The 19017-nt window shown below is 40.0% G+C and carries 21 protein-coding genes; 19 read left to right on the top strand and 2 right to left on the bottom strand.

Features of this window, described 5'->3' with window-relative positions; all coding sequences use genetic code 11:
- Nucleotides 1-51: 51 nt before the first annotated feature.
- Nucleotides 52-981, bottom strand: a complete 930-nt coding sequence (locus V7077_RS10965; RefSeq protein WP_335501297.1) for a LysR family transcriptional regulator — start codon at nucleotides 979-981, stop codon at nucleotides 52-54.
- A gap of 274 nt (nucleotides 982-1255) precedes the next feature.
- On the opposite strand from V7077_RS10965, the gene V7077_RS10970 reads away from it, so the two are divergent.
- The 9 genes from V7077_RS10970 (at nucleotide 1256) to V7077_RS11010 (ending at nucleotide 8639) form a co-directional block, all read left to right on the top strand.
- Entirely contained in the window at nucleotides 1256-2452 is a 1197-nt protein-coding gene (locus V7077_RS10970; protein WP_335501299.1) for an acyl-CoA dehydrogenase family protein, read from the top strand.
- A 25-nt stretch (nucleotides 2453-2477) separates the two neighbouring features.
- A complete protein-coding gene (locus V7077_RS10975; protein WP_335501301.1) occupies nucleotides 2478-3416 on the top strand; it encodes a fumarylacetoacetate hydrolase family protein in 939 nt (312 codons plus the stop codon).
- A 20-nt stretch (nucleotides 3417-3436) separates the two neighbouring features.
- On the top strand, nucleotides 3437-4567 hold the full coding sequence (locus tag V7077_RS10980) for a cupin domain-containing protein (RefSeq protein WP_335501303.1): 1131 nt from the start codon (nucleotides 3437-3439) through the stop codon (nucleotides 4565-4567).
- Nucleotides 4568-4576: 9 nt separating this feature from the next.
- On the top strand, nucleotides 4577-5248 hold the full coding sequence (locus tag V7077_RS10985) for an RraA family protein (RefSeq protein ID WP_335501306.1): 672 nt from the start codon (nucleotides 4577-4579) through the stop codon (nucleotides 5246-5248).
- A gap of 121 nt (nucleotides 5249-5369) precedes the next feature.
- A complete protein-coding gene (locus tag V7077_RS10990; protein WP_335501308.1) occupies nucleotides 5370-6245 on the top strand; it encodes a sulfite exporter TauE/SafE family protein in 876 nt (291 codons plus the stop codon).
- A 52-nt stretch (nucleotides 6246-6297) separates the two neighbouring features.
- Nucleotides 6298-6780, top strand: coding sequence for a flavin reductase family protein (locus V7077_RS10995; RefSeq protein ID WP_335501310.1), 483 nt, complete (start codon nucleotides 6298-6300; stop codon nucleotides 6778-6780).
- A gap of 19 nt (nucleotides 6781-6799) precedes the next feature.
- Entirely contained in the window at nucleotides 6800-7639 is an 840-nt protein-coding gene (locus V7077_RS11000) for an FAD synthetase family protein (RefSeq protein ID WP_335501312.1), read from the top strand.
- 72 nt (nucleotides 7640-7711) lie between these two features.
- Complete coding sequence (locus tag V7077_RS11005) at nucleotides 7712-8386, top strand: MBL fold metallo-hydrolase (protein ID WP_335501315.1); 675 nt, start codon at nucleotides 7712-7714, stop codon at nucleotides 8384-8386.
- Between the two features lie 70 nt (nucleotides 8387-8456).
- Nucleotides 8457-8639, top strand: a complete 183-nt coding sequence (locus V7077_RS11010) for an aspartyl-phosphate phosphatase Spo0E family protein (RefSeq protein WP_335501317.1) — start codon at nucleotides 8457-8459, stop codon at nucleotides 8637-8639.
- Here V7077_RS11010 and V7077_RS11015 read toward each other — a convergent pair whose 3' ends face one another.
- On the bottom strand, nucleotides 8640-9545 hold the full coding sequence (locus V7077_RS11015; protein WP_335501320.1) for a LysR family transcriptional regulator: 906 nt from the start codon (nucleotides 9543-9545) through the stop codon (nucleotides 8640-8642).
- Between the two features lie 198 nt (nucleotides 9546-9743).
- On the opposite strand from V7077_RS11015, the gene V7077_RS11020 reads away from it, so the two are divergent.
- The 10 genes from V7077_RS11020 (at nucleotide 9744) to V7077_RS11065 (ending at nucleotide 18894) form a co-directional block, all read left to right on the top strand.
- Entirely contained in the window at nucleotides 9744-10154 is a 411-nt protein-coding gene (locus V7077_RS11020; RefSeq protein WP_335501322.1) for an acyl-CoA thioesterase, read from the top strand.
- A 257-nt stretch (nucleotides 10155-10411) separates the two neighbouring features.
- The gene (locus V7077_RS11025; RefSeq protein ID WP_335501324.1) at nucleotides 10412-11125 is read left to right on the top strand and encodes a CoA transferase subunit A; all 714 of its coding nucleotides are present in this window, start codon (nucleotides 10412-10414) and stop codon (nucleotides 11123-11125) included.
- Nucleotides 11122-11790 (top strand): 3-oxoacid CoA-transferase subunit B, encoded by a 669-nt coding sequence (locus V7077_RS11030; RefSeq protein WP_335501326.1) that lies wholly within the window; start codon nucleotides 11122-11124, stop codon nucleotides 11788-11790. The genes V7077_RS11025 and V7077_RS11030 overlap by 4 nt, the downstream gene beginning before the upstream one ends.
- A gap of 132 nt (nucleotides 11791-11922) precedes the next feature.
- A complete protein-coding gene (locus V7077_RS11035; RefSeq protein WP_335501327.1) occupies nucleotides 11923-12798 on the top strand; it encodes a 3-keto-5-aminohexanoate cleavage protein in 876 nt (291 codons plus the stop codon).
- A 126-nt stretch (nucleotides 12799-12924) separates the two neighbouring features.
- A complete protein-coding gene (locus tag V7077_RS11040) occupies nucleotides 12925-13686 on the top strand; it encodes a cyclase family protein (RefSeq protein ID WP_335501330.1) in 762 nt (253 codons plus the stop codon).
- Nucleotides 13687-13718: 32 nt separating this feature from the next.
- Nucleotides 13719-14624, top strand: coding sequence for a LysR family transcriptional regulator (locus V7077_RS11045; protein WP_335501332.1), 906 nt, complete (start codon nucleotides 13719-13721; stop codon nucleotides 14622-14624).
- Between the two features lie 381 nt (nucleotides 14625-15005).
- Entirely contained in the window at nucleotides 15006-16343 is a 1338-nt protein-coding gene (locus V7077_RS11050; RefSeq protein ID WP_335501334.1) for an aromatic ring-hydroxylating oxygenase subunit alpha, read from the top strand.
- A gap of 37 nt (nucleotides 16344-16380) precedes the next feature.
- The gene (locus V7077_RS11055; protein ID WP_335501337.1) at nucleotides 16381-16917 is read left to right on the top strand and encodes an aromatic-ring-hydroxylating dioxygenase subunit beta; all 537 of its coding nucleotides are present in this window, start codon (nucleotides 16381-16383) and stop codon (nucleotides 16915-16917) included.
- 71 nt (nucleotides 16918-16988) lie between these two features.
- Nucleotides 16989-17978 (top strand): VOC family protein, encoded by a 990-nt coding sequence (locus tag V7077_RS11060; RefSeq protein WP_335501339.1) that lies wholly within the window; start codon nucleotides 16989-16991, stop codon nucleotides 17976-17978.
- Between the two features lie 16 nt (nucleotides 17979-17994).
- A complete protein-coding gene (locus V7077_RS11065; RefSeq protein WP_335501343.1) occupies nucleotides 17995-18894 on the top strand; it encodes a VOC family protein in 900 nt (299 codons plus the stop codon).
- Nucleotides 18895-19017: the final 123 nt, after the last annotated feature.

Consider the following 19017-nt stretch of genomic DNA (forward strand, 5'->3'; position numbering starts at 1 on the left):
GTGAACAATACTATCAATTCTAAATGGTTAAGACTAAAGCAAAAGGGTGATCTAGGAGCATTCTAGACCCCCCTTTGTCTTGGTCATTTTTTTTTGTGTCAGCAGCACCTCTAGTTCTTCAATAAACAAAGATAGTGAGGGGTTATTATTTACCTTCTTCCAGGAAGCCAATATATCAACAGTATAATCTTCCCCTTCAATGTTAATAAAACGAAGAGAAGGAGAGGCATACAACTGAAAATATTTCGGCAGAATGGCGATCCCGATCCCCGCATCCACCATCATTAACACAGCCTCAATATGTGAAGCTGTATTAACTATGTTTGGAGAAAAACCATGATTGGCACACGCAGCCAGCAATAAATCAAAACCCGGAGGAGATTCTTCCCTTTCGAGCATGACAAATGATTCATTTGCCAGCTCTGCGATGTTAACAATGGTTCTATTAGCAAACGGATGATCTTGATGCATGATGATACAATGGGGCTGCGTCCATAACGTCTTGTATTCAAGCCCCCCAATACTCTGTAACCCAAGTGAAAGGGTAAAAGCGATATCTAGTTCATCGGTCTTTAATTTTTCAATTATTTTCCCAACATGATAATAGTTTAGCCTAATATTTACTTTGGGATATTTTCGCTTGAATCTTCGAATTAACCGCGGCAAAAAATCTCTTACAGGGACACTTAATAAGCCAATATTAATGGTTCCAATTAATCCTTCCTCCGCTTGTTGGGCATTTTTAAAGGAATCATCCAGTTTTCTGATGATTTCCCGCGCATCTTTCAAGAAAACAGAACCGGCATGAGTCAGTTGAACGGAATGTTTCGTTCGGTGAAAAAGCTTAACACCTAATTTTTTTTCTAAATAGGCAATTTGTTGACTCACAGCCGGTTGAGCTACATATAGCTCTTTCGATGCTTCCGTGAAGTTTAAATGCTCCGCAACCGAAATGAAATAACGTAATGGACGCATATCCATTGACATCCCTCCTCATCCGTAAACTATCTAAATTATGAGTTTATTATAATAGGAATCTTTAAATGGAACAAACGTTATAAGGAAAATCTTATTACGGATATGATTTTCTGATATTTCCAAAAATAATAAAATTTATATATCATTTTAGTAGGAAGACAACATACAAGCAGTTTACTTAAATTATCCTTTCAATGTTGGAGAGTTGGAGGAGAGCTCACGTAAACCTTACCTTGGATACTTGGGATGAATGAATAATCATAAAGGAGGTAGTATTTTGAACCAGTTAACTACACAATTAACTCATCAAGAGGCAGTTGAACGTGCTAGAGAGATTGCATCTCAGCTTAGATCACGCTTTAAATTATCGGAAGAACTGTGCCGTCAGCCAGAAGAAACCATTCAGAACTTTATCGATGCTGGGCTTATCCGGGCAATGGTCCCTAAACGCTGGGGAGGGCATGAACTAGATTTTAATACTTTATTTAAAACTGGGGTTGAAATAGCAAAAGCTGATCCTTCAGCAGGATGGTGTTACACGCTATTGGTTGTCCATTCATGGATGCTTGCCTACTTTCCAGAGGAAGCGCAGCGTGATGTATGGGAAAAAGATCTAGATGCTACGATTGCATCTTCATTTGCACCATTTCCAACGAATGAAATTACGCCAGTTGATGGTGGATATCAAATCAACGGTACGTGGGGTTTTTCATCTGGGATTAATCACAGTGATTATGTAATGATTCAGGGGAATATTGGCGTGAATCCAGAAAATGGATTAGCGAACGAGGTCATTTTGATGCTTGTTCCAAAAGAAGATTTTGAAGTTCAAAAAACATGGAAAACCGTTGCTCAGAGAGGAACTGGAAGCAATAATATTTTACTGAAAAATGTATACGTTCCCAAACACCGAACCACAGATATGCTTGCATGGTGTCAAAAGGGTGAGGGACCTGGAAGAAAATTAAATACAGGTCTCCTGTACAGCCACCCTTTGTATGCGGCCATGCCAGTCTGCTTATCCTCAGCGATCCTAGGGGCCAGTATTGGTGCGTATGAGCTTTGGAGAGATACGATGAAGAATAAAGTAAGCACCAGAAATACAAAGGTGGCCGATTTTACTCATCAACAAATTCGGGTTGCAGAAGTTTCAGCCATACTCGCTGCTGCAGAAGCGCTGTTAGAGAGTACGGTAGCTAGACTTGGAACAGGGGAACCAATTGATACCCATGAAAAATTGCGTATCCGTCGAAATTACGGATATGTAGCCAAATTGAGCAACCAGGCAGTCAAAACAATTGTAGACTATAGCGGTGCGGGCATTGTCTATGAAGGCAACCCCTTAAACCGTTATTGGAGAGATGTTCAAGCATCATCTATGCATATCACGTTTAACTTTGATTGGTTAGGAGAAATGTTTGGGAAGATGGAGTTAGGTTTGCCCCTTAGTCCCAAAGATGCAGCAATATCATAAAAAAACTTAATCTGGAGGTTTAGCCATGCGTTTAGCAACAGTAAGTATTGAAGGTGAACAAAGAATTGCAGCAGTGATTAATGAGGAATATATTGATCTAAATAAGGCCTGTGAACTTTTATTTGAAAGCAAGGGGCAGGCCCGGGCGAAGCAAATTGCCGAAGCTTATATTCCACCTAATATGATTGGCTTTTTGCAAGGTGGAGTAGATAGTACGAATCTTGCAAAAGAAAGTATCGAATATGTTCAGAGTCATGATTTTTCAGATGATGTAAAAAGAAAGCTCTATTATGAAGGTAAACAAGTAAAGCTGGAATCACCGATTCAAAAGCCGGAAAAAATCATTTGCGTAGGATTAAATTATCGCGAACATATAGAGGAAATGGGAAGAGAACTTCCTACCATTCCGGTTGTGTTTGCAAAATATAATAATACCATTATTGGCCCTGGCGACCCAATCCTAAAACCCAAAGTATCAGATGCTCTTGATCATGAAGCTGAATTGGTTGTCGTAATCGGAAAGAAAGGCAAATATATCTCTGAAGAAGAGGCAATGGATTATGTTGCAGGATATACCATCGGCAATGAAGCAACCATCCGTGATTTCCAGAAGCGAACGAAAGAATGGCTGCAAGGTAAAACGTTTGATACAACACTGCCTTTAGGACCTCATTTGGTAACAAAAGAAAGCCTGCCAAATCCTGATAACTGTAATCTAGTTCTAACTCTAAATGGAGAAGAACGTCAACGCTCTAATACTAAAAATCTAGTATTCACTATCCCTTATCTCGTCAATTTCTTATCCAATATTATGACGCTAGAGGTTGGCGACATTATTTGTACAGGAACACCTGGTGGAGTAGGTCAAGCCAGAAACCCACAGTCATGGATGAAGCATGGAGACATTGTACGTGTTGAAATTGAAGGTATTGGCGCTTTAGAAAATCCGATTGTGAATGAATAAATTGAAAAGGATGATGGAGAATGGCAGGTCCAGTTAAAGTTACCCCTGAAATGGAAGCGTTTCATCAACAAGTATCAAAAGATGGGTTTGAACCATTATGGATGGCAGCTCCTGAGGTGATGCACCGACAGCCAAAGTCTAAACCTATCCCTTATATATGGAAAAGAGAAGTAATTGAAAGTCATATGAAAAAAGCTGCAGAAATCATTTCCTTTGAAAACGGCGGCGACCGAAGGGTACTAATGTTAATTAATCCAGGCATGCGTGATTTGGAGCCGTACGGCTGGGGTGCAACTACTCAAACGTTGTCGGTATGTGTCCAAATCTTACTTCCTGGAGAAGAAGCTCCTCCCCACCGCCATACGCAGACAGCAATCCGTTATATCGTTGAAGGTGAAGGCGCTTATAGTGGAGTAAATGGGGAAAAGGTGTATATGTGTGAAGGTGATTATGTCATTACTCCAAAGGGTTTATGGCATGAGCATGAACACGAAGGGACAGAACCAATGATGTGGATGGACTGCCTGGATACACCGTTAATCTATTATTTACACGGAACCTTCTTTGAGGGAAGTCCCGTGAAAAAGCAGCCGATTACCAGAAAACCGAGTGTTGATAAATATCAGGGCGGTATGGTGCGGCCGCTTGGCGACCATCAGCCGAGCAAGGCTCCGCTGCCAGTGTACAGATATAATTCAACGCTTGCCGCATTGAAGGGGTTAAGTGATAACTACGAGCCGGATCCTGTTGAAGGATATGTGGTAGAGTACATTAATCCTTCTAATGGACAATCGGCCAATGAAAACATAGGAGCATGGCTGCAGAAGCTGCCTGTCGGGTTCCATGGCAAAGCCCATCGCCATGTAAACAGCGTAGTATACCATATTAAAGAAGGAAAAGGGTATACCTTAATCGATGGCGTGCGATTTGATTGGGAAAAAGGCGATTATTTGGTAATCCCAACATGGTCTGTACATGAGCACGTAAACACATCCGAAACAGAAGATGCTATTTTGTTCTCCACCAATGATATTCCTATCTTTGAGAGGATGGAATTACAAAGGGTCGAGGAATATACAGAAAACGGTGGATATCAGGAGGAGATTGGGCAGTATAATGCCGCCCAGACCGAACCGTTGTTAAAGAAATGAGGGTATGTCATGAAGTTAGGCTATAGAATATATCCTGCAAAACGATATGTAAGTCCAGAAATCGTTAAGGCTTATTCGGAAATTCCAACCTCCATTATTAGTGATGGCATGGAAAAAATGTTTGCCATGGATAGCAAAATTAGACCCTTTCATCCTAAACCAATGATGACAGGACATGCGATTACGATCCATTGTCCGCCTGGCGATAATCTGGTTCTTCAAAAGGCGATTGAATTAGCAGAACCAGGGGACGTGTTAGTTTTGAATACAGGAGGGGATACATCCCAAGCACCTGTAGGTGAAATTGTGGTCAGCAATTGTATCAGGAGAGGAGCCGTCGGACTCGTCATCGATGGAGCAATCCGTGACAGTGATATTCTTCCAACTCTCAACATTCCCGTATTCGCAAAAGGTGTTACCCATCGAGGCTGCTATAAAGATGGTCCTGGGGAACTAAACGTCCCGATTGCTTGCGGAGGCGTCATTGTCAGGCCTGGTGATTTAGTTGTCGGAGATAGCGATGGGGTCGTCATTGTACCCTATGAAGAAGCCGAGGGGTTATTACCCAAGTTCATCAACATGGTAGAAAAAGAAGAGAAATTGTTGGAACAAATTCGAAATAAGACGGTTGACCGCTCATGGGTGGATCAAGAACTGTTTGATAAAGGATATACGTTTTAAGATATTGGAAGATGACAAGAGCTCAGGATTCTCTCCTGGGCTGCTTGTGAATTTCATCAAGAGGACTTTTCCACAGTTGTTCCTTCATTTGGAAAGGTATGTAATAGAGTAGGTGATGTTTGTGTTTGATTTGGATATTTCGCTCTGGCTGTTCATCATGCTCGCTGGATTGCTCTCGGGCTTTGGGAAGACAACGGGACTAAATGTTCTCGGGATTTTTACTATGACTTTGCTAAGTTTGTTTTTACCAGCAAAGGAAGCAGTAGGGATTTTACTGCCAATTCTTATAATGGGAGACCTTATTGCGGTGACCTATTACCGGCGGACGGTGGCTTGGAGGCAATTATTCTCCTTAGTTCCTTGGATATTGGCAGGGATTATCATTGGCTATTTTGTTTTAATGAATATCGACAATGAACAACTCAAGATTTTACTAGGGATAATGATTATAGGGCTTAATCTTTTTCAGGTCGTTAGAGATTTGTCCGGTTCACGGATGGATCAGGCGTTGCCAAACTCAGTCTGGTTTATCGGACTGATTGGAATTTTGGCAGGTTTCACCACAATGATTGGAAATGTTGCTGGATCAGTCATGGCCGTCTATTTATTAGCGCAGCGTCTGCCCAAGAATGTATTTGTCGGAACGGGAGCATGGTTTTTCCTTTTTGTAAATGTGATTAAGTTCCCTTTTTATCTTCATTTAGGTATGGTTACATCAAGTTCAATGTTAGTCGATCTCATGGTCATTCCTGCTGTCGCAATCGGAACCTTTGTCGGTATAAAAGTACTGCCTCTCATTCCACAGCAATTGTTCAAATGGATTATTCTCGCGCTTGGAACTCTGGGAGCCATTAAATTAATAGTTTCAGGGACGATCTATTTTTTCCTTTTCGCGGGTGTTGTCCTTTTAGCTGCAGGTATAATCGCGCAGATTTTGAGGAAGCGAAATTCCTTTGATGTGAACGAACATCAACAAAGCACCGATATCAATAAGTAATAGATAAAACAAAACTAGTAAATATAATCAACTAACAGGAGGTAATTTTAGTATGGATGATCGTCAATTTCGCAATGCAATGGGTAAATTTGCTACAGGTGTAACGGTAATCGCAACAGAAGTGGAGGGCGAAGGGGTTCATGGTATGACTGCAAATGCGTTCATGTCAGTATCATTGGATCCAAAGCTTGTCGTGATTTCAATTGGAGAAAACGCAAAAATTCTTCCTAAAATTAACCAAAGTAATCTTTTTACAGTGAATATTTTAGCAGCTAATCAACAGGAGCTTTCGATGATTTTTGCCGGGCAGCTTAAGGAACACAAAGAAGTTGTCTTTGACCAGCTCGATGGTAAACCAGTTATTCCAGGATCGGTTGTTCAGATAGCCTGTGAGGTTTCAACTAAGCATGTTGAGGGCGATCACACCCTTTTTATTGGAAAAGTAACGGATATCAGAATTGAAGATGCAGAACCACTTGTTTTTTACAGTGGCCGCTACCGCTCACTTAAAGAAGACACGCCGGTCACAGTGTAGCAGCTTGAAAGGAGACTGTATGAAAACGATTCATTTGAACCGAGATAACTTACAAACCTGGCAGAAGCAAGCAGAACCGAGTGTGATGGCACTTGGATGTTTTGATGGCCTCCATCTTGGTCATTGTGAAGTCATTACAATAGCAAAGGAAAAAGCGTTAGAAAAAAATGTTCAGCTAGCCGTGATGAGCTTTTTTCCTCATCCTAAAACTGTCCTCACAAACGGGAAAAAGCAAATTCAGTATTTGATGCCCTTATTCGAAAAGAAAGACAAGCTTCAAAGGTTAGGTGTTGATCTTTTTTATATTGTTGAATTTGATAAGGGATTTTCTAGCCTTTATCCGGACCAGTTTGTTATCCAATATTTAGCACAATTTGACGTTGTTCATGCAGTCGCTGGTTTTGATTTTTGTTATGGAAGCCGGGGAGCAGGAAATATGGATCGATTAAACCAGGATTCGGGTGGGAAGATTGGTGTAACAAAAGTGGAAAAGGTTGCGTACCGGGATGAAAAAATTAGCAGCTCCTGTATTCGCGAAAGATTGTTAACCGGCAATGTCGAGGAACTTCCACATTTCATGGGTTCCTTCTACAAAGTGAAATGTGATTGGGATGGAATAGAATTAACTCCGCAGCCGTACTATACACTGCCTGCCCCCGGATGTTATGCTGTTACGCTGGAAAAGAAAGAAACCTTCCTGAAAACAGAAGTAAAGGTACTTCAACAACATGATGGTCTGACATTAAAATGTGCAACAGAGATTCCTCCTGAATGGAAAGGGACATTATCCATTGTTTGGCAGAGTCGTATCGTGGAAGCTAATGTTCAAACATGTAAAAAGAAAATACTGATTTCATAGTTTTTAAGTATTAAATCTTCCAAACCAAAAGCAATGCTTTTGACTAATTATCAGCGAGAAAGGAGAAATCGTATGAAAATAGATGAAGGTATTGGGTTTATAGAATTACACTCGGTGGTAAACAATATCCCAATGGTTTTTCGCCCGACCATTATTTGGGATGATAAGGATGTCATTCTGATTGATACGGGATACCCTGGACAATTGGAGGCAATCCGCGATAACTTGGCAAAGATGCCAATCGGCAGACTAACCAAAATAATCATTACTCACCAAGATTATGACCATATTGGCAGCTTATATGAGGTAATTAGTGGCTTTAATCATAAAATTGAAGTGTATGCCCATGAGCTTACTAAGCCATATATACAAGGGGAAAAAAAGTTAATCAAAACTGGGATAACGGTTCCAGTCATCCAGATAGATCATACCATCGCGGATGGGCAGGAATTACCACTTTGTGGCGGAATTTCTGTTATTTTTACACCAGGACATACTCCTGATCACATAAGCTTATACCATCGTGCTACGAAAACTTTGATTACTGGGGATGCACTGACTGCAGACCAAGGTCAATTATACTATCCTACTAAAAAGTTCACCCTTGATATGGAGCAAGCCCTTCAATCCATTACTAGGTTCCTTGATTATGAGATTGATCAAGCCATTTGTTTCCATGGCGGGGTTTGTAATAATCAGGTCAAAGAACGTCTTTCGGACCTAGCAGAAAGAAAAGTGGTCTTATAAAAAATGAATTGGGGATGATTTAACTCATCCCTTATACCGGTTTTTTAGTAAAATGGAGGGAGTTGAAACTATGTTACTGTCTAAATCCATTGAGCTGCATGAACAGATAAAGATCTATCGTGAAAAATTAAATGCATTAGAAGATAACAAAGGTGCGTTAAATGATTCAGAAGTGATTGAAGCTAGCCAAGAATTAGATAAATTAAAGGTATCACTACAAAAAATGATTATTTCTATTAGACTTACTGGATGATTACTTTATTTTATTTTTTAGTTCTTGCATAAATTCTTTCATAATCAGTGGCAAATGGCTGGTTTTTGGCAGGACACTAAGTAAGTAAGTTTTACTATAGTCTGTGTCTGTGTCAATATACGGAATCGGGACGATGTCTCCGCTTAATACTAACGGGTCATTTCTGATCCAAAACTCAGAATAGATACCTGCCGCTATGTTATTGGCAATTAGATTTTTTATAACATCATGATTATTCGAGTAAAAAACGACGTTTCCTTCCCCGTAATCTAAAAATAATTTATTCCAAAATCTCTCCGCGAATTTTTCATTTCGTACCACTAATGGCTGACGTATTAATTCCTCAGGACCTACTGTTTTGTTATAAGCAAGTGGTGAGTATTTGCTAACACAAACCATGACACTTGACTGCATTAATACTTCAAGGGTTATTCGAGGGTCTTCTATCTTCAATGTTTCGTCCGTACCTAATACCAATCCAATATCAAAAAGATTATTCTTTATTGCCTCAATGATATTATGTGTATCGTTTTCATTTATTTCGAGCCGCACATTAGGAAATTCTCTTCTGAAAGAATAAAGAAGTTCAGGGAGAAAGGTGGAAAAGTAAATGGTCGAAGCTGCTATTTTTAAATCCCCTTTTAGCTTTGTAGCTTCCTGTCCAATACTCCTCAATTCCTTTAGTTTATTCATAATTTCAAGCGATAATTTAATAACTGCTTTGCCTTCCGTCGTAATTTTGCTTCCTGAACGCGAGCGATTGAAAATCGTTAGCCCCAGTTCAGACTCCAAGCCGGCAATGGCCTGACTAATAGCAGAATGAGAAACATGAAGCCTCTCCGCTGCCTTAGCAATCGTTCCTTGCTCAGAAACCTCAATAATATACTGAAGTTGATCAATATTCATTTTCATTCACCCACCTTTTTTGAAGGAGCATGGGGACGGTTCTCCTGCTTCCTTGGAAGCGGGAGAACCGTCCCCATGCTCAATTTCTTTTATTGTAAGTTTTAATTACGCAATTGTAAATATTGTTAACTTTATCTTTATTGAAAATTATCATACAATTTATTTAAATAGTTAAAGAAGGGAGGGGAATAGGAAACAATGATAACAAAAAAAATCCGCATTCAATTTGTTGATACGGATGCGTCTGGGCGTATTCATTACAGTGCGATCTTCCGTTATTTTGAGATCATGGATCATGATTTTTTTAGACGTATCGGTTATTCCTATAAAAAGATTTTTCAACTAGGTTTAGATATGCCGCGTGTCCATGTGGAATGCAGTTATCTAGGAAATATTGAATATGATGACGAGTTAGAAGCTCAAGTTTCGATTTCAAAAATCGGCAATTCTTCTTACACTCTATCATTTGGTTTTTATAAAGAAAATAAACTGGTAGCAAAGGGAAGTCTTACAAACGTGTTTATTGACCGTTCTACTGGAAAATCGGTTCCGATTCCGGAGTCTATTAAATCAGAATTGGTAAATCATCTTGAGCCAGTATCAGTTTAGTTATTAAGACGGACGAATAGAAGAGGTTGCCCATACCAAAGGGCAGCCTCGTTTTTTATGATTGGGCTAATATTATGTAAGTTTTTCTTAATATATATGTAAGTAATGTTAACTTTACTTATTAAAAAATAAATTATAAAATTTGTATAAATCAGATAATTGAAAGCGTTAACTGTTTAGATTAATACTCAGAACAATGGTTGAGATCATGGTATTCAATAGATATCCAGTTTGTTAGAAATAGGAGGAAGAAGATAATGGACAAGGTATTTGACTCTCTTCAAGATGCCATTCGTGATATTCAGGACGGTTCAACGTTGGTCGTTGGTGGATTTGGTCTTTGCGGGATTCCAGAAAATTTAATTTTGGCCCTTCGAGATCAAGGAAGTAAAGATTTAACAGTTGTTAGTAACAACTGTGGTGTGGATGGCTGGGGGCTGGGTTTACTACTTGAAAACAAGCAGATTCGTAAGATGGTAGCTTCCTATGTAGGTGAAAACAAAACATTTGAAGCCCAATTTCTCAGTGGGGAAATTGAAGTAGAACTCGTTCCTCAAGGAACCCTGGCTGAAAGAATTCGTGCTGGCGGTGCGGGTATCCCGGCCTTCTATACAGCAACAGGAGTTGGAACGCCGATTGGAGAAGGGAAAGAATTAAAAGAGTTCGATGGCCGTACATACCTAATGGAAAGAGGGATTGTTGGGGATTACGCCTTAGTTAAAGCGTGGAAAGCCGATCCGTACGGTAATCTAGTTTTCCGTAAAACCTCACGTAACTTCAATCCATTGGCAGCAACTGCCGGTAAGACAACCATTGTTGAAGTAGAAGAGTTAGTCGGGATGGGCGAACTCGACCCCGATGAAATTCATACTCCCGGCATTTATGTCCAACGAATTGTAAAAGGAAATGTGTTTGAAAAGCGGATCGAGCGTCTAATGGTTCAAAGTACGTTAGGAGGAGAAGTTCAGTGAGCGACAGCCGTTTAGCTATTGTGAAAAGAGCCGTTAAGGAAATTGAAAACGGAATGAATGTAAACCTTGGCATTGGGATGCCCACGTTGATTGCGAATTACATACCAGAAGATTATAGCGTCATGCTGCAATCCGAAAATGGCCTGCTCGGAATTGGGCCATATCCATTTGCAGGAGAAGAAGATGCTGATTTAATCAACGCAGGTAAAGAAACCGTAACCGCTGTACCAGGGGCTTCGTTTTTTGACAGCGCGGAATCCTTTTCGATGATTCGTGGTGGTCATATTGATTTAGCCATTCTAGGTGGGATGGAAGTTTCTGAAACCGGTGATCTGGCAAACTGGATGATTCCTGGAAAGATGGTAAAGGGAATGGGTGGCGCCATGGATTTGGTCTCCGGTGCAAAACGAATTGTTGTCATTATGGAGCACGTCAATAAGCATGGTGAGTCTAAGGTGAAGCGCTCCTGTACACTACCTTTAACAGGAAAAGGAGTCGTACACCGATTGATTACGGATTTGGCAATATTCGATTTTACTTCAAAAGGCATGGAACTGGTAGGGGTTCAGGAAGGGGTAACCCTTCAGGAAGTCTATGAAAAAACTGAAGCTCACTATATAGTAAATCCTCATGTATTTGAAGCGTTAAAGATGAAAAGCTTTTAAAATGAAAAACTTACTCATACGTTAACAGCCTTAGCAATTTGGGAGGTGATGGTCAAAACAGGACATAGCTTCGTTTTGAATACGGATGTATGACATGTTTAATATAATCATTCGATATTAGGAGGATTTAAAATGGCAAAGAGAAAAATTATTGTAACGGTAGCACCTACTAGCAACTTTCACGGGAAGGAAGCCAATTCTGCGCTTCCAGAGCAGCCAAAGGAAATCGCAGAAGAAGTTTACCGCTGTTTAAATGCAGGCGCAGCGATTGCTCATATCCATGCAAGGGATCTTCACGGTGTCCCCACAAATGATGTGAATGTGTTCAAAGAAATTAAAGCTGAAGTCACAGCAAAAAGTAATATTATTACACAATTTAGTACGGCTCCAGCAATGGTACCGGATAGTCATATCGATGATGGCCTGCAGGTATTAGATGCAGAACCAGAAATGGCCTCACTTGATTGCGGATTAATGCAGGCATATACTGGGAAATTTATAAAACCTACTTTATGGGACCGCGATTGGCTGATCAATGCTGCAAAAAAGATGAAAGAAAAGAATATTAAACCTGAGTTAGAAATCTTTAATCATGCACAGCTTGAAGACGTGTTAAACATTTTTATGCCAATGGGAATCATCGATAGTCCAGCTTCCTTTAACTTTGTTTTCGGTATGCAAAAGATCAATCAGGGGTCTATTCAGTTTAGCATGGAAAACTTAACCCACATGGTCCGTAAATTACCTTCCAATGTATTCTTTGGAGCAATGGGTATTGCAGCACAGCAGCATCAAGCAACAATCGCCTCTTTACTTCTTGGCGGAAATGTTCGTGTTGGATTTGAAGATAACATTTACTACAGAAAAGGGGAGCTTGCAACGAGTAATGCACAGCTTGTAGAAAGAATCGTTGGCATTGCCACTGATTTAGGCTACGAAATTGCAACTCCTGATGAAGCAAGAGAAATGTTAGGAATTAAAAAAGTAGAAGCCACAAAGAGTATTTAAGCTGAACAATAAAGGAGTAACTTTGACAAACCAAAATAAAGAGTTGCCAAACATCCTTGATAAGTTACTCCTGAAACTTTCTAATGAATAAGCTGAACATAGCCTAAGACTTGGAGGATAATCAGGATGAAATTTTACGATTTGAGCGTTTACTGGGAAAGCAACCCTTTTGCCGAACCGTGGCCGCCAAAGGTTAAATTTTCAAACAGTACAGAAGAAGCGGTAAAGCTGGCAAAGAAACTTGATATAAAACCTACTGATTTTCAAGACGGTCAGGCGTTAGCCGTCGAGAGTGTCAGCGCTGAAGTTTTTACCCATGTTGGCACCCACTGCGACGCACCGATCCACTTTGGACCAACAACTGCAGGACAGCCCTCTCGTACCATCGATGAACTTCCTCTTGAGGATTTCTATGGTGACGGTGTCATTCTGGATATGCGGCATAAGGAACCAAGAAGCGGTATCACTTTGGAAGATGTACAGAAAGCTCTTTCCGATATGGAGTATACAATTAAGCCAAAGGACATTGTACTAATCATGACCGGCTATGATAAGCACATCTATGATGAAAAGTATCTCAGCGATCAGCCTGGAATGACTGGAGAGGCAACAGAATGGCTGATTGATCAGGGAGTTAAGCTTATGGGAATTGATGCCTATACCTTTGACCGACCGTTTGGAGCAATGGTAGCGGACGTAAAGGCTGGAAATAAAAGTGCCTTGTTCCCTGCCCATTTTATTGGCCGTAAAAAAGAGTATTACCATATTGAGAAATTAGGTAACCTTGACAAGGTGCCGGTAAAACATGGATTTAAATTTTGCGCATTTCCGATTAAAGTCAAGGGCGGTACCGCCGGTTCTGTACGTGCAGTAGCAATGATTGATTAAATAATCGTATAAAATTAATGCGAGGAGGATTTATGGAAATACGTCAATTGCGTTATTTCGTCTCCGTTGCAGAACATTTGAATTTTACTGAGGCAGCTAAGCAGCTTTTTGTTGCACAGCCGGCAGTAAGCCAGCAAATAGCTAGTTTAGAAAAAGCAATTGGTCTCAAGCTCTTTCTAAGAGATAAGCATTCGGTGCAATTGACACCTGCTGGAAGGGTTTTTTTGAATGATGCGATTGAAATGTTAAACAGATCTGATGAGGCTGTTAAAAGAGCAAGAAAAGCAGCAATGGGGGAAGTTGGGCAATTAAGCATTGGTTTTTTAAACGCACCCGTTAAGAATTTCTTACCTGTCTTGGTTAAGGAATTCCGAAGAAAATATACTCATATACAAATAGGGCTCAATCACTATCAGACTGGACAAATAGCTGAAAAATTAAGAAACGCTGAAGTTGATATTGCCTTTACCATGTCATTTAGACCCCAAGATATTGCCGAATGGCAGCACAAAACATTGTTTTCGCAGCCTTATTGTGTATTTATGAATCAGGACCATCCTCTTGCAAGCAAAGATCATATTTCCATTTACGATCTTGTCGAAGAGCCATTTGTGATGCTTGAAAGAAAAGAATCTCCACAAGGTTACGACCATTTATTTACCCTGTTAGCGAATCATGGTTTTTTACCAAATATCGCTATCCAAGCAGAACGAATTGAAACGGTATTAATGTTTGTTGAGGCAGGATTAGGAATTGCAGTTCTGCCGAGGCATCTGCAAGTATACGCAAATCATACTCTTCGATATTTAGAAATTGAAGAATGGGATCACACGGTAGATATCATTGTTGCTTGGAAACTAGCAAATACAAATCCATCGATCCCTTTGTTTCTAGATGAACTAGACTCCATCATAATTGGTAATAAATGTTGTTTATAACCGAGATAATTTTAGGATATTTCAAATTATTCTTAACACCTAGTAAAATGTAACTATGTAAGCATGCCTATAAGTTTTTAAAGAGGAGTAGAAAAAATTATCTAAATATAGTTTACAGAAAATTCTTGAAAGTGCTTAGTTTGTTTGATATATTAAAACAAACTGGTCGGTATGGTAGTGAGAGTACTTAGTGTTAGCGTATTCAGAGTTGTGATCATCTACCTTTTTACTGAAAATTTTAATTTAAAGATGATACTGAAAGCGTTAACAAATTAGTCCTCTTTGACTAGCGAATCAGAAAGAGATGCCGCAGTTTCAGCATTCAACGAAAAATGCCTTCATCTCATAGTAGAAATAAAAAAACAGAGGGAGTTGTTTCTATTGGAAAATAAGACTCTTCAAGATGTAAAGCTTAGTGACGGTACAAAGATTAACGATCTAGTTAACGCTGACAAAGGAATTATCTCACCAAGAATATTTTCAGACGCAGAAATTCATCAGCTAGAGCTTGAAAAGATATTCGCTAAGGTATGGAATTTTGTTGCCCATGAGACTGAAATCCCAAATAAAGGCGATTTTGTAACTCGCTATATCGGTAGTGACCGTGTAATTGTTGTTCGAGAAGAAGTGGATAAAATTAATGTTTTATTAAATGTCTGTATGCACAAAGGAATGCATCTTTGTCGCACAGATTCCGGAAACGGTAAGAATTTCCGCTGTATCTATCATGGCTGGACATATAAAACAGACGGGACCGTATTAGGAGCACCGGCCGCCAAAGAAGCTTATAAAGGTGCATTTGAAAGAAATAATTTTAAATTGGTAAACGCCCGGGTAGAAACCTACGCAGGTCTTGTTTTTGCAACATTTAACGAGGATGCTCCTTCTTTAGATGAATGGCTTGGGGATGCAAAGTTTTACTTAGATTGCTATTTTGATAGGACACCGCAGGGAATGGAAGTGGTTGGACCTCCGATGCGCTGGGTTATAAACGCCAATTGGAAATCTGCAGCAGACAATTTTGCATCGGATTCTTACCACACTTTGATGACACATTACTCTGGAGTTGAATTAGGACAACTGCCTCCAAATCCTATGTTTGCCAGCCATGGGGTTCAAGTTGCCATGGAAAATGGTCATGGTATTGGAATTGTGGGAGCTCCGCCAAACATCCCGCTGCCTGAGTATTTAGGTTTACCGGAAGAAGTTGTGACAGAAGTCAAAAAGAAGCTGACAGACCAACAGTTAGAAACGTTAAGAAGATCGAACTTTGTACCAGGAAATATCTTTCCAAATCTTTCAATCTTAAATGTCATGCAGCTTCCTGGATTAGAAGAAAACGAAGCACCTATTCCATTTATGACCATGCGTGTATGGATTCCAAGAGGTCCACAAGAACTTGAACTGATAAGCTGGTTCCTTGTTGAAAAAGAAGCGCCACAATGGTTTAAAGTTCAAAGCAGAGATAATTATATTCGTAATTTTGGGGCTAGTGGAATGTTTGAAGCAGATGATGCTGAAATTTGGACAGGTATTGCCAGAGTCACACAGGGAGTGACTGCCCGTCAAAAGTTAAAGCTCCAATATATTATGGGATTAGATGCCGACCATGATCCAAAAGATTGGCCTGGACCAGGAAAAATCACACATACAACCTATACGGAAGAAAATTCCCGCAATTTCTTTGGCCAATGGGCGAAATTAATGTCAGAAGAATAACGAGATACCGAGTGATGAATTCATGGGAGGGTTCGATATGAATGACAAAATCGATTTGAAAAGCAGGCCGCTAGGGTTTACTGATCCTCTATATTTAGAAGCCTATGGTTTTTTGGTAACTGAGGCTGCTTTTTTGGATAATAATCAATTCCAAGAATGGAAGTCTATGTTGAGTGAAGATTTACTTTATACCATGCCAGTTAGAACGACTCATGAAAATGTTTTCCAAACGCAGTTCTCTAAAGACATGTTTCATTTCTATGAAAACTATAAGTCTATTGGCTTGAGAATTAGAAGGATGGAAACAGAATATGCTTGGGCAGAAGATCCTGCATCAAGGGCTCGCAGATTTGTGACGAATGTGCGCGTGTCGGAGCTGGAAGACAACAGACTGGACGTGAGAAGTTATCAATTAGTTACACGTAGCCGGCTTGACGCTACTGACTCTCAATTGCTTTCAATGGAAAGATGCGACATATTAGAAAAAACTGATAGTGGCCTGAAATTGGTGAAGCGTGAAATATATGCCGATTCAACTATCATTGGAATGAAAAATCTGCAGATTTTCCTATAATACTTACAAGTTCAAATTCTATTTTAATGAAACGTTTATGTAACCGTTTTAATAAATGAGGAGTGTTAACAATGAGTCAACAGCCTTTAGTAAGAAAGCCTTTACTAGGAACAAATGATATCAATCAAGTCTGTTTTGTCGTTAAAAATATTGAGAAAGCGTCCGTATCCTGGGCCAAACTGCTTGGTACGGTAGTCCCGCAACCTTTTGTCACTGCACCGGAGGAATTTTCACAGGTGAAATATTATGGAGAGCCGACGCCGGCAAGAAACAAATTAGCTTTTTTTGACACACCAGGAGTTCAAATTGAATTGGTTGAACCAGATTCCGTTCAGAATCTGATGCGCGAGTGCTTAGAAAAAGACGGAGAAGGCTATAACCACATTGCAGTTGACGTAGATAAAATCTCAGAAACATTAGAAACAATGACGGAAAAATATACGGTTGCTCAAACTGGCGAATTTTACCCTGATAAAGGCCGCTATGCGTTCCTTGCAACGCGCGAGAAGTATAAAACGCTAATTGAATTGTTAGAGCATGAAGGACCAAAGCCGGACGGCCCTTTGTCCCCGCTGACAGGTGACAGCCAATATGCAGGCAAGCTTCTGTTAGGAACAAACAAGATTGCGCAAATCGCTTTTGTTGTTCGTGATGTGAAAGAGGCCCAAAAGGCTTGGTGTAACATGCTTGGCGTGGAACCTTCGACCGTCTTCCATTCAGGTTTTGAGGGTGTCAATAAGGTGTCGACGTACAATGGCCAGCCTACAACAGGAAGAAGCCACTTTACTTTTATTCAAACGCCGCGAATCCAAGTTGAATTAGTTCAGCCAGACAGCGATTCTCCAAGTACATGGTTGGAGCATTTAGAGAAAAACGGTGAAGGGCTGCATCATATTGCATTCTTTGTGGACAGTGTTGATGAGAAGCGGGATTTCTTAAATAGCCTTGGATTCCCAACTATTCAAGAAGGACTTTTCTATGATGGCTCAGGTAAATACGCATATATGGATACAACTTCTGAATATTCTGTGATCATTGAACTTCTAGAAATGTTCAAATAAGGATGGAGGGATAGAAATGCCAATTGAAAAATTAGCGCATGCGGAGCTCAGGGTTCCCGATATTGGTCAGGCAGTTGAATATAATATCAATGTGTTTGGCCTTAGAGAGATTGATAGAATAGGTGAAACCGTCTACTTGGGCTGCGGCTTTGATAATAACTATGATTTAGCTTTAACACCAGGTGGAACAGGAATACCCCATTTTGCCTTTCAAGTAAACAATGAAGACGATTTAAAAATGTATAAAAAAAGAGTAGAAAACTACGGATTAAAAGTGGAAGAACGCAGCGATGCTGAACCAGGTGAGAAAAAAGCAATATGTTTTGATTTGCCTGCCACAAACGTTCCGATTCGGATGGAATTGGTTACCGTAGCGGACCGGCCAGCCTATTTTAATCCAGCTTCCAGTCCAAACAGAACATTACTAGGAGCAGGTGCACATGACCTCGATCATCTAGGTTTAAAGGTAGCTAACTCCAATAAAGTGGCAGAGTTTTTAGAAACCGCTTTAGATTTTAAAATGTCGGATATATTCATGCCTGCACCGGGCATTTATGGTGCTGTATGGTCCCGCGTAAAGGATTACCACCACGAATTAGCCTTCATGTCTGGGGTTGGAGGTCCGACAGAATCATTAGATCATATTGCATTCTATTTTGAAAATATTGACCACATGAAAAGAGCATTAGATATGCTCGCTATGCATGATTTAAAACTCGAATTTGGTATAGGCCGTCATGCGCTCGGGGCTAATTTGTACGCTTATTTCTGGGCTTGTGGAAATCGTTATGAACTGAGTGCTGAAATGCCACGGGTAGTAGATGACCATGCAGAAACAGTATTTTGGAATGATATTACCAAATCAATGAGTTCTTGGGGCGTGCAGATGCCCGCTTCATTTAAAAATGGATCTTGATTCGTTTTCTTTCCTTCCTTAGGGAGGATTAGTTTTTAAAAAACGACCCTAAACATGTTTACTTAAGAATTTTTAATTTTATGGCTGTGTTAATTTTGAATGTTGATTTCCGCTCCAGGCGGC

Origin of the sequence: Neobacillus vireti (assembly GCF_036962465.1) — a bacterium.
Lineage (GTDB): Bacteria > Bacillota > Bacilli > Bacillales > Cytobacillaceae > Neobacillus > Neobacillus vireti_B.

Coding starts and splice junctions, on each gene's coding strand:
- V7077_RS11010 (WP_335501317.1), top strand. CDS start 8,457: ATGTTACTGTCTAAATCCATTGAGCTGCATGAACAGATAAAGATCTAT.
- V7077_RS11045 (WP_335501332.1), top strand. CDS start 13,719: ATGGAAATACGTCAATTGCGTTATTTCGTCTCCGTTGCAGAACATTTG.
- V7077_RS11035 (WP_335501327.1), top strand. CDS start 11,923: ATGGCAAAGAGAAAAATTATTGTAACGGTAGCACCTACTAGCAACTTT.
- V7077_RS11060 (WP_335501339.1), top strand. CDS start 16,989: ATGAGTCAACAGCCTTTAGTAAGAAAGCCTTTACTAGGAACAAATGAT.
- V7077_RS11015 (WP_335501320.1), bottom strand. CDS start 9,545: ATGAATATTGATCAACTTCAGTATATTATTGAGGTTTCTGAGCAAGGA.
- V7077_RS10995 (WP_335501310.1), top strand. CDS start 6,298: ATGGATGATCGTCAATTTCGCAATGCAATGGGTAAATTTGCTACAGGT.
- V7077_RS10975 (WP_335501301.1), top strand. CDS start 2,478: ATGCGTTTAGCAACAGTAAGTATTGAAGGTGAACAAAGAATTGCAGCA.
- V7077_RS11005 (WP_335501315.1), top strand. CDS start 7,712: ATGAAAATAGATGAAGGTATTGGGTTTATAGAATTACACTCGGTGGTA.
- V7077_RS11055 (WP_335501337.1), top strand. CDS start 16,381: ATGAATGACAAAATCGATTTGAAAAGCAGGCCGCTAGGGTTTACTGAT.
- V7077_RS11000 (WP_335501312.1), top strand. CDS start 6,800: ATGAAAACGATTCATTTGAACCGAGATAACTTACAAACCTGGCAGAAG.
- V7077_RS10980 (WP_335501303.1), top strand. CDS start 3,437: ATGGCAGGTCCAGTTAAAGTTACCCCTGAAATGGAAGCGTTTCATCAA.
- V7077_RS11040 (WP_335501330.1), top strand. CDS start 12,925: ATGAAATTTTACGATTTGAGCGTTTACTGGGAAAGCAACCCTTTTGCC.
- V7077_RS10985 (WP_335501306.1), top strand. CDS start 4,577: ATGAAGTTAGGCTATAGAATATATCCTGCAAAACGATATGTAAGTCCA.
- V7077_RS11065 (WP_335501343.1), top strand. CDS start 17,995: ATGCCAATTGAAAAATTAGCGCATGCGGAGCTCAGGGTTCCCGATATT.
- V7077_RS11025 (WP_335501324.1), top strand. CDS start 10,412: ATGGACAAGGTATTTGACTCTCTTCAAGATGCCATTCGTGATATTCAG.
- V7077_RS10965 (WP_335501297.1), bottom strand. CDS start 981: ATGGATATGCGTCCATTACGTTATTTCATTTCGGTTGCGGAGCATTTA.
- V7077_RS11020 (WP_335501322.1), top strand. CDS start 9,744: ATGATAACAAAAAAAATCCGCATTCAATTTGTTGATACGGATGCGTCT.